Annotated in this window: 8 protein-coding genes; 6 read left to right on the top strand and 2 right to left on the bottom strand. The window is 66.3% G+C overall.

What is annotated here, in order from left to right; all coding sequences use genetic code 11:
• The 6 genes from JSV65_07050 to JSV65_07025 form a co-directional block, all read left to right on the top strand.
• On the top strand, positions 1-2,046 hold a 2,046-nt coding region (locus JSV65_07050; protein UCH36106.1), incomplete at its 5' end, for a sulfatase.
• A gap of 341 nt (positions 2,047-2,387) precedes the next feature.
• Entirely contained in the window at positions 2,388-3,083 is a 696-nt protein-coding gene (locus JSV65_07045; protein UCH36105.1) for a MotA/TolQ/ExbB proton channel family protein, read from the top strand.
• Positions 3,083-3,484: a biopolymer transporter ExbD gene (locus tag JSV65_07040; GenBank protein ID UCH36104.1), complete on the top strand. Its 402-nt coding sequence runs from the start codon at positions 3,083-3,085 to the stop codon at positions 3,482-3,484. Before JSV65_07045 ends, JSV65_07040 begins: the two co-directional genes overlap by 1 nt.
• A 16-nt stretch (positions 3,485-3,500) precedes the next feature.
• Positions 3,501-4,592: a TonB family protein gene (locus JSV65_07035; GenBank protein UCH36103.1), complete on the top strand. Its 1,092-nt coding sequence runs from the start codon at positions 3,501-3,503 to the stop codon at positions 4,590-4,592.
• Positions 4,593-4,702: 110 nt separating this feature from the next.
• Positions 4,703-7,243 carry a TonB-dependent receptor gene (locus tag JSV65_07030; protein ID UCH36102.1) on the top strand — a complete coding sequence of 847 codons (2,541 nt, stop codon included), beginning with the start codon at positions 4,703-4,705 and terminating at the stop codon, positions 7,241-7,243.
• 403 nt (positions 7,244-7,646) lie between these two features.
• Positions 7,647-9,116, top strand: coding sequence for a hypothetical protein (locus JSV65_07025; GenBank protein ID UCH36101.1), 1,470 nt, complete (start codon positions 7,647-7,649; stop codon positions 9,114-9,116).
• A gap of 13 nt (positions 9,117-9,129) precedes the next feature.
• Here the strand turns inward: JSV65_07025 and JSV65_07020 are convergent, their stop codons facing one another.
• On the bottom strand, positions 9,130-10,038 hold the full coding sequence (locus JSV65_07020) for an MBL fold metallo-hydrolase (GenBank protein ID UCH36100.1): 909 nt from the start codon (positions 10,036-10,038) through the stop codon (positions 9,130-9,132).
• Between the two features lie 14 nt (positions 10,039-10,052).
• On the bottom strand, positions 10,053-10,654 hold a 602-nt coding region (locus tag JSV65_07015), incomplete at its 5' end, for a hypothetical protein (GenBank protein ID UCH36099.1).

The raw sequence follows: 10,654 nt of genomic DNA, 5'->3' as shown, positions 1-10,654 counted from the left end.
CGCGTGCTCCGGGCGGCGGATTTCTGGGGCCTATGGGGCGTCACCGTCGGCGTTTACGCTGCGCTCGGCTGGGTCGCCTTCGGCGTCCTCGGGGCCGTGCTTGGCGCGGCCACCGCGCTGTTGCGACGCGCCGGCGCCGAGCAGGACAGATTCCTCTACCACATCCTCGGCGCAATCGCGCTGCCGCCGGCGCTGGTGCTCGGAAGAGCCGACCTCGACATTGCACCCGAGGCGATGACTTTCTTGCTGCTGCGCGTGGGTGCGTGGTCCGTCGCTGCCGGGGCGGTGATGTGGGTGGCGCTGCGGTTCGCGCCCCGACTGAGGCTCAAGTTGCCCGGCGCCGGGGCCGCGGCACTCGGGTGCCTCGTTGCGGGTGCGCTGTGGGCACAGTGGACGCTCAACGGCATCTCGGCCGCGGAGAAGGTCGGCGCGGTCGCGGTGGGCGTTGTCGTGCTCTTCGCCGTCGGCCTCATCCGGAGCAGGCGCGCGCACGGTGACGCATCATCGCCGGCCCGCGCCGTGTGGGTGCGGGTGCTCATGTTCTGGCCCGCGGCTTTCCTGGTGATCGTGGGATGGGCGGGCGTGCGCATCGCATATCCCTCGCCGCATCGGGGCGCCCCCAACGTCTTGCTCGTGATCGTGGACGCCCTGCGGGCGGACAAGCTTGGCTGTTACGGCAGCTCCGCGGGGCTGACGCCCGAACTCGATCGCTTTGCCAGGGACGCGGTCGTCTTCGACAGCGCCTTCGCGTCGGCCCCGTGGACCGTCGCTTCGATGGGCTCAATATTTGTGTCTCAGCGGCCGTCCGAGATCGGCATTTGGCGGCGGCCCGCCGAAGGCCACAAGGTTCGCTTCGACGGCGGGCTGTTTACGCCTCAGCCGACTCTGGCCGAAGTCCTGCGCAAAGCGGGGTACATGACCGCGGCGGAACTGGTCAACCCGCTGTTGCGGCGCGACCAAGGCGCGGCGCGCGGGTTCATCATCTTCCGCAACCCGGATGACTTCAGGGGCGATGCGTTGCCGGCGCTGCCACGCCTCGGCAGATACGAGGAATGGTTTCTCCATACGTCGCTCGGCCGGCGCCTGGCGGAAGCGCTGTTCGACAAGCACGAGTACTTCGGCTCCCGGCAGCTCGACCGGCATGAAGCAGAGCGCCTGGTGCAGGATGCATCGCGGTGGCTGGCGGCACGGGACCGGCAGCCGTTCTTCCTGTGGATGCATCTCATGGACACCCATGTGCCCTACAACCCGCCGGAGAAGTCGCCGGAGACTCTGGCCGCTTTCCCCGAGCCGCCGTTCGAGCCGGACGGCAAGTTCTACAAAGACCTGGTGTGGGGACGGATAGCCCTCGGCGCAGGGGACAAGGCGTACCTCCAGGCTCTCTATGACGACGAGGTGCGCTACGCCGATCGTTGGCTAGGCAGGCTGATGGCGAGCCTGCGGGAACTCGGATTGTTCGACAACACCACGATTATCGTCACGGCCGACCACGGCGAGGAGTTCTGGGATCATAGCGGCTTTGAGCATGGGCACAGCATGTACGACGAGGTCCTGCGCGTGCCGCTGCTCATCAAGTTCCCCCGCGGCGCGCATGCCGGAGATCGGGTCCGCGCACAGGTGGGCTTGATTGACGTGCTGCCGACGGTGCTCGATGTTGCGGGAGTGGCGATCCCGGATGGCGTCCGAGGGCGCTCGCTGGTGCCACTCCTCGGCGGCGACTCGGCTGCGGGGCAGGGCCGCGAGCTGTTCGCCGAGATGACGCTCTACGGCGAAGAGCTCAAGGCGCTGCGCACATCCGAGTACAAAGTCATCTTCCACCCCGAATCGCGCGCGATGGAGGTGTACGACCTGCGCGCGGACCCCCGCGAGCGCCATAATCTGGCGGCCGATCCCCAGGTCGCGCCGGCACTCCGCGAACGGCTGTTGGGGCTGGCGCGCCAGAGCGGGCGCCGCATCGCATACTGGAAGCAGTTCGGCGAGAAGGCGCCGGCCCTCGACAAGCGCTCGCTGGAGCAGATGCGCAGTATCGGCTACGTCGCGGATTAGCCCAGCCGCGCCGTTCGTGCCGCGCCTATTCCCGTGCCCTCGCGCACGTCTCTGCCCTCTCCGCATGTGCGTTCGCGCCCCTCATCCTGCCAGCCGAGATATGGAATAACCCAATGCGGCTCCGAGAGCCGCACGCGCCTGCCGTGGTTGAGCATGGCAGACGCGAAGTCGGCTGCCTACCTGGAACCTCGTGCAGCGCCCGGTGGTCTAATAGACAGGCAAGCATACGGTGGCTCCACTGCAGCTTGCCGAATCGAACGGGAGATGCGCACGTGGGTACCGGGTGGGAACGCTGCAGCACGGTCGCAGCAACAGAGGCAGCACGGATCCGGGAGAACACTATGCCTGACTTCTTGCGCACGCTCGCCATGGGCGGGCCGGTCATGATCCCGCTGGCGGCGTGCTCGCTCATTTCCATCGCGGCAATTATCGAGCGGTGGCTGTTCTACCGGCGCGCGTGGGCGGACACGGAACGGCTCATGCAGCACGTTCGCGGCACGCTCGAGCGCGGCGACGTGCACCAGGCGCGGTCGTTGTGCGAGCAGACGCGCGGGCCGGTCGCGGCGGTGCTGGCGGCGGGCCTCCGGGCGCGGCAGGAGGGGGGAAACTCGGAGCGGGCGATGGAGGAACACGCCATGGCTGAGCTGCCGCAGCTCAACCGGCGCCTCGTCGTGCTCGACACCGTGGTCACACTCGCGCCGCTGCTCGGCTTGCTCGGCACGGTAACGGGGATGATCCGCTCCTTCAACATCGTGTCGCGCACGGGCATGAGTCACCCCACGGGCATTACGGCAGGTGTCGCCGAGGCCCTCATCGCGACCGCCACCGGCTTGGTCATTGCGATCTACAGCCTTGTGGCGTACAACTACTTCCTCGACCGCGTGAAGCACCTGGTCTCGGAGATCGAGGTGCGCTCCACGCAGTTGACAAATTCGCTTGCACGCAGCGGCGAGGCGATCGGTGCCGCGCGCGACGTTGGTGATTCAGCGCGAGTGCCGGCCACCGTGGTGTCCTCGATCGTGCATGGAGAGGCCTAATGCGCCTGCCGCGACAGGGCTATAAGCGCGCGCGACTCGAAATCATCCCCATGATTGACACCATCTTTTTTCTCCTGGTGTTCTTCATGGTGGCCAGCCTGAGCATGACGCTGCAGAACGGGATGCCGGTCAACCTCCCCAAGGCAGAGGCGGCCGAGCGCGAGGCCTTGACCAAGGTGACCGTCAGCCTGACCCAGGACGGCAAGCTGTATCTCGACAAAGAGCAGACCACGATTGACGCCCTCGGCCCCGCGCTGGCGCAGCGAATCAGCGACAACCCGCGCGTCGTCGTGGTCATCAATGCGGACGACCGCGTGGAGCACGGCCGAGTGGTCGCGGCGATGGATGCGGCCAAGAAAGCGGGCGCTGCGCGCATGGCGATAGCGACGCAGCCCGGATGAGGAGGCGCTTGTCGCAGTGGCAGCGATTTCGCTCGATAGCGGGCAAGGCCGCCTCGCGCACGAGGCGATACTGACGCGACGAGTGATGCGTCGGGCGCTCGCCGCTTCGGCGCTCATTCACCTCGTGGCCGTGGCGCTGTTGTCCTTGGTGCATTTGCGGTCGCTGCCGCTTCCGGAACCGCCGAAGCTGATCGAGGTCAAGCTGATTCAGGCCGCGGCTGCGCCGGCGGTCGTCACGCGCCCGGTGCCGCCCAAGCCCCTGGTCACTCCGCCGCCCGCACCTGAGCCCGCGGCTGCGCCGCGGATCCGGGAACAGTCAACACCTCGGCCAAAGCCGGAACCCGCTTCGGCGAAGCCGCCGACATCCGTCAAGCCTCCGGCGCCGCCGGTCCGCGCGATTCCGCCTCCGCAGCCGGCCCCGGCAGCGCGCCCCGTCGAGCCGAAACCCGCGACTCGCGAACCACCGCCTGGACCTGTGCCGGCGGTGAGCCCCGACCCGAGACCTGGCGGCGGCGGAACTCGTCCCTCCGCGCCGGCGGGCGGTGACGGCCCGCCGCGACCCGGCGGCGGAGATATCGGCCTGGGCGCGGGCAGCAAGCAAGGCGACCTGCCGGGCGGGAGTGGCGGAGCGTCCGGCGTGCCTCCCGGGACGGGCAGCGGCAGCGGCTCGGGTTCCGGGCCCGGCGCAGGCGGCGGCGGCTCCGGTGGAACAGGCGACGGCACGGGGATCGGGACGGGACCCGGTACCGGGGACGGTGGTGGCAGCGGCAAGCCCGGATCCGGCACGGGGGATGGCACGGGTGCGGACGGGCCGAGCCATGTGTCGCGCCTGGCCGATCGCAAGATCCCGACGCTCGTGGGACGCGTCAACCCCGTGTATCCGATAGCGGCTCAGGTTGAGGGCATCCAAGGTACGGTGAGGCTTCGCGTCACGGTGACCAAAGAAGGCAAGGTTGGCGCGGTGAAGGTTGCCAGGTCGTCCGGCGATGCTCGTCTCGACGCCGCTGCCGTCCAGGCCGTGAAACAGTGGCGGTACCGGCCCGCAGTCCAGGACGGCATCCCGCGCGAAGTGGACACCTACGCGACGGTCACCTTCTCGCTCGAGTAAGCGGCAATCGCCTCTCCTCCGCCCGCAGCATCAGGTTCATCTCACGATTTGTGTGAAATACGGTACATAACTACGTCAACGACCAGTCCAATACGCATCAGGAGGCGATCATGCTCCGCAGTCCATGGCCGACAGCATTGCTGGCGGCCCTGTGTGTGTCAGCGCTCGTGTCGAGCGCGGGCGCTGTCGTCACGACCGGTATCCTCAGCGGTCAGGTTCTCGACGTCGAGACCGGCGAGCCGCTCGCCGGCGTCAACGTCAGGATTCAGGGCACAGCCCTGACCACCGTCAGCGACGCCGACGGCGCATACCTCATTACCAACATCCCGCCGGGCACCTACGACGTGAGCGCCAGCCTCGTGGGATACGTCGAGGCCATCAACACCGGCGTGGCAATCACGCAGGACGAGACGGCGACGCTCGATTTCGGTCTTGAGCCGACGGTGCTCGAGGTCCCTGGCGCTGAGGCCAAGGTCACTGCGGCACAGGTCCAGGTGCGTCCCGCCGTGACCGCGACCACGTACACCACCACCTCCGAGGAGGAGCAGTACGTGCGCGGTCAGCCCAACGATCTCTACCAGTTCCCCGGTATCGTGTTCGGCCAGCCGGGCGTTGTGGCGGATGCGACGGGCTATCCGCACATCCGCGGCGCGCGCGACGACCAGGTCGGCTACATGCTCGAGGGCATTCCCATCGTCGAGCCGAACAACAACGTCTTCGCCACCAATATCGTCACCGTCGGGCTCGACCGGATGGATCTGTACACTGGCGGCTATCCGGCCTCGTATCCGGGCTATGTCGGCGGCGTCATCAACGAGGTCATCAAGCGCGGCGACCAGGTGCGCGGCGGTTTCGTGGACACGAGCGTCGGCAGCCCGTGGGATTACCGCGCGTTGCTGCTCGAGGCCGGCAACGTCGTCGGCCCCTGGAACTGGTACTACCAGAGCAACATCTGGCGCAGTGATTTCCTGGATAACAACTTCCTGACGTCGTGTGAGGCGTCATCGGACGCCATAGTCAAGGCCATCTACACGGCGAGCGCAAACGACAATCTCACGTTGCTCGCGAATCACGGATATGCGCGATATCTGTTCCCGTTCTCGCACACCCAGAGTTTCGATCCCAGCACCGGCCTGTTCGAGCCGGTGCAGGAGACGCGGGACTTCGGGCGCCAGGGCTACAACCTCGACGCGGTTACCTGGAGCCACAGCCTGAGCCCCAAGGCGTTCTACACCCTGCGCGGGTATCGGCTGGAAAACTGGCTGCGCCTCGACCTCAGCTCCGACGAGCAGGGATTCTGGCAGGACCGCTTGCAGCAAATGTACGGGCTCCAGTTGAACTACACCGGCCAGGTCGCACCCAAGCACCTGCTCTATGCCGGCGCGTGGCACATCTGGGGCGACAACAACATGCTCGCGTCGGGCTTCATGCCGCCCATCTTCCCGCCGGTGCTCGAGTACTCGGCGGACAACGACACGCGCAACCTTCAGGCGTACATCGGCGACCGCTGGCGCGTGACCGACGAGCTGACCCTCGACGTCGGGGTGCGGCACGACAGCATGGATTACGACCGCTCCCCGCACTCGGAGCTCAGCCTGTCGCAGACGAGCCCGCGCGCGGGCGCCACGTACGCTGTGAATGACGCGACGCTACTGCGCGGATCGTGGGGCAAGTACGCGCAGATGCCGGCCGCGAAGTACACGCGCTGGACGTTCATTGACCGCGGGCTGACCGCGCCGATTCCGGACTACTTCGGCGACATGACGCAGGGCGAGATCTGGCCGCTGTTCTTCGCCGAGACCAGCCCGCTTAAGCCGCAGGTGGACACCGCGTTCGACGTCGGCGTCGAGACGCGCCTTGCGCCGAACTTGCTGCTCAACGCAACCTACTTCCAGCGCGACAGCGAGCAACTGGTTCAGCGCTGGCACGGCCCGACCGATGAGGTCTTCGACTGGAGCGATGTCAAGCGATACGCGTCCAACGGCCACGGCACGGCCACGGGCATCGAGGCCAAGCTGCAGCGCCGGCTCGCGCGCGACTGGGAAGGCTGGCTGAGCTACACCTACATGCGCGCCAAAGCCACCGCGCCGTACCCGAACGCGTACCCCTGGGGCGTGGATTTCGGCGACCTCGACGCGGAATACTATCTCCCGTGGGATCAGCGCCACACCGCGACCCTGGCGCTCAACCATAAGCGCGGCAACTGGGAGTTCAACCCGTGGGTCGCCTATGGCAGCGGTTACGCCTACGGCCAAAGCGGGATTGACCTCGGCGGCCCGGACTACCAGCACATGACCCTCTATACCGATCTCGGCGAGCCGTACGATGTGCCGATTCAAGTCAACGGCGAACTGCAGCCGAACAATCCCAATGCGCTGCGCACCGGCGACCACTGGCTGTGCAGCCTCAACATCACGTATCACGTGGACGAGGATCAGGACATCTACGTCGCCCTGCACAACATCTTCAGCACGAAGACTGCGACCAACCTGGCGTGGTACGATGAGAACACGCTCGAGGTCTTGCCCGGCGCGTACCAGCCGCCCGCAGTGGGCGACCCCGGCCCGGGCAACGAGGGGTACATCACCTACGTGCCGTACACGTACAATCCGCCCTTCTTCGCCGCCATCGGCATTAGGCAACGATTCTGAGGGGGTGCCGCAAAAAGCCGTAGCGAGCGATTAGGAGATGCGGCCCGCTCCAGGGAGAGCGGGCCGCGCGGTTTCACGGTTGCACGGCGGGCCGGTAGCGATAAGTAGGGTAGTCTGGCGCCCTTGTTGCGCCGGGCGCACCGATCGAGCACGAAACGTTCTGGACACGTTCTCCCTTTCTGGGCTAGGCTACTAGGCGAGCCGTCAAAGTAGGAACCGTCCGTACTTGGCTGGTTTCCCAGAAGGAGTGCCTCATGAAGCGCCCACGCAGCACCCGAAGCTGCCGCTGGTCAGTCGTTCTGCTCCTCGCCACTTCCGGAATCCTCGTCCTGCCGAAGATACGTGCTTCCGCATGCAGACTTCCCGCATCACTTCATGGCGCGTCCACGGGGGAGACCGTCTTATGAAGACTATGAGATTCACTGCTGCTTTGCTGTTGGCCGCACTGGCGCCTACGGCGGTCGCGACAACGGGCGGAGCTGCTCAGCCCGTTGTCTCTGCCGAAGCGGTGGCCAGGATCAACTTCGGCGATGCGCCGGAGCGAGTGGGAGTAGACTGGGGAAGCCTTTGGCCAGGCGGAGATCCTGGGCCGGGCGAGAGCATCGCGGATTTCTTCGTGGATGGCAAGGGCGATATTTACATCGGTGACACCGTCCAGGGCTGCGTCAAGAAATTCAGACCGCCCGGAACCCTCTTGTTCCATACCGAGGCTCTGACGGACATCCCCCATAAGTTTGAATGCGTCTTCGATCCGTACACAGGCAAGATGGACAATTTGCAGTATTTTGCTGTGGACTCTGCCGGGGCGATTTATGCCACCCATGGCTCTTCACCCCTAACTCTCAGCAAGTTCGACTCCGCAGGCACATATGTCTGGTCACGCGCTCCGTGGGACTTGTTGCCAGAAAGCGCAACACTCGAGCTCGGCCTGAAGCAGGTCTCCTTGGATTCGCTCTTGCATGCAGACGCCTCGGGTTACGTCAATAGGTCCACGTCGGTGGTTTTCAACAGCGAGCGCAGGGGACAGCGCGGGTTACAAGTTGACAAGCAAGGCAATTTTGTCCGTCTCTTACCTGGCTATGTCACTGATCCGCGAGGTTACCCGTACAGGTTCACGCGCGAGGGGCAGGGGCCGCTTCCTGCCACACTAGTCTTCTATGACCCCGCCCAACCAGTGACGCTGACCCCCTTGCAGGAGATTCCCGTGCGGTGGGATCCTGCAGCCCCGGTGAAAGCGCACTCCTTGCTAACGCTGAGCGCACACGCCGACCGCGCAGTCCCCGCTGTTTTCGACCCTCGTCCGGCGCTGGGTCCGGGGGCGGAGATTGACGTATTGGGTCTCGACAGGATCCTCATGCGCCTTGACAACTCAGGTCGCATCGTGGACTCCTGGCGATTTCCCAGGCTCCCTTTCAGCGTGTATTCTGGCGGCGTCATCCAGGGCCGCGATGGGCATGTGTACCGCCTGCGGTTCGATCCATTTGGCTTCGATGTTGTGCGCTACACCCATCACCCTGGGCCGGATGGGATCCTGCATCCCAAGCGGTTCGTCGAGTTAGTGACCGAGAGGGAGGGTGAAGAATCCCTGGCCGCACTGCGCCAACTGGCCATCTACATCAGCGCTTCTGCCGAGTGGGCTGCGCAGACGCGCCACGCAGTTCTCACCAGCGAAGGTGGCACCTACGAATTCTTCCCCGATTCGCAGGTCGTGCGCTTCGACGCGGGTGACAGGACCAGGCGCGTCACGATGAAAGTCATCCGCGAGCATCTTTGGGTGAGTCTCGCGGGGATCAGCCAGCTTCTTGACCTTGAAGTAGCCGGCGACGCGGAATCCTCTATTCTCGTCCTGCCGCCGCCACCGGAAGGGCGATAGACCGCCGGAGGCTCTAGTACCGGCGGTAGGCTGTGGCTTCCCACGTCCGCCCGTCGGTGGTCACCGTGATGGCGCCGGCGATGTCGGTACGCATGACCTTCGCGCCGGCCGCGCGCAGGCGCTCGACAACCGCGGGGCTGGGGTGGCCGTAGGGGTTATCCGCGCCGACGGAGAGGACCGCCAGCTCCGGCCGCACTGCACGGACGAAGTCCACGGTGGTCTCGGCGTCCGCGCCGTGATGCGGCACCTTGAGCACCGTGCTGTGCAGCGTCAGGTCGCGCGCGAGCAACTGCCGTTGGCCTGCGGCCTCGACATCCCCCGCGAACAGGAAGCTCACGTCGCCACAGACGAGTCGCACGATCACCGAGTTGTCGTTGAGATCGGCCGCGCCGTCCCAGATTGGGACGAGCCCCGGATGCAGCACCGCGGCCGTGATGCCGTGGCCGAGATTGAACCGCTGGCCGAGGCGCGCCTTGACGATCGGCACGCCGTTCTCGTCCGCGAACGCGCGCAGCCGCTCGTAAGGCGGAGCTGAATGCGGCAGCAGCGGGTCGAGAATCATCTGCACCGGCACCTGGTCCACGACGTAGTCGAGCCCGTTGACGTGGTCGTCGTCGCCGTGCGTCACGATGATGCCGTCGAGCCTCGTCACTCCGCGCACCATCATGCCAGGCACGATGACGCGCTCGCCGACATCAGACCTGCCGGAGTGGTCGCTGCCGCGCCCGCCGCCGTCAATCAGCAGCGTCCGCCCGCTCGGCGCCTGGATCAGCGCCGAATCGCCCTGCCCGACATCGAAAAACGTGACGACGAGCGTGTGCCGCGCAGCGCGGTACACGGAGACCCACGCGACGACCACCGCGAGGATGAGGACAGCCAGGATCAGTCGTTCGGGGCGGAGATGGCGGATGCGCGCGGTCATGGCACAGGGGCTCGCTATCCGGATGTCGCTCCGACCTGCTGCGCGAGTTCGCTCAGGGCGATTTCCCGCCGGCTCTCGTCGCGCAGTCGCTCGTAGAGTTCAGTCACGCGCTCGATGACCTCTCCTTCGGCGCGCGCACCCGGATCGAGCCCGCACACCTCGAAGAGCATCGCCTGCGGGCCGCGCTCGCCCAGCACGGCGGCAAATCGTGCGTCGTCCTCAAACAGCTTGCCTGCGTCGTCCGCGGCGCGAAACAAAAGGCCGGCCGCCAGCGCGGCGGTCGTGCCTTTCGGCGCGACCCCGTGTTTGATCTGCAAGCGCAGCGCGCCGATCACGCGGTCCCCCGGGCCGAGCTTGCGAAATAGGTCGCGCCCCACGCGGTACACCGTGTCGGCGAGCCGCCGGTTGCGGAAGCGGCGCAGCAAGTCCTCAATGTGCTCGCCCTGGTTCGCGCGGTCGAACTCAGCGGGATACTCGGCGATCAGCGCGCGCCCCGACTCCCACATCGCGGCACGCGTGATGTTCACGACCCGCTCGTCCTCCAACGTTTCCCAGAGATAGGCGCGCTCTGGGTGCGCGACGAAGCCGGCGTAGGCGGCAGCCGCGTGTCCCAGGT

This window comes from Armatimonadota bacterium, assembly GCA_020354555.1.
GTDB lineage: Bacteria > Armatimonadota > Hebobacteria.
This window is presented reverse-complemented; position numbering and strand designations above follow the sequence as displayed.

What these genes read in the sequence shown, in the direction of transcription:
- JSV65_07045 (UCH36105.1), top strand. Translation starts at nt 2,388, where the DNA reads ATGCCTGACTTCTTGCGCACGCTCGCCATGGGCGGGCCGGTCATGATC.
- JSV65_07040 (UCH36104.1), top strand. Translation starts at nt 3,083, where the DNA reads ATGCGCCTGCCGCGACAGGGCTATAAGCGCGCGCGACTCGAAATCATC.
- JSV65_07030 (UCH36102.1), top strand. Translation starts at nt 4,703, where the DNA reads ATGCTCCGCAGTCCATGGCCGACAGCATTGCTGGCGGCCCTGTGTGTG.
- JSV65_07025 (UCH36101.1), top strand. Translation starts at nt 7,647, where the DNA reads ATGAAGACTATGAGATTCACTGCTGCTTTGCTGTTGGCCGCACTGGCG.
- JSV65_07020 (UCH36100.1), bottom strand. Translation starts at nt 10,038, where the DNA reads ATGACCGCGCGCATCCGCCATCTCCGCCCCGAACGACTGATCCTGGCT.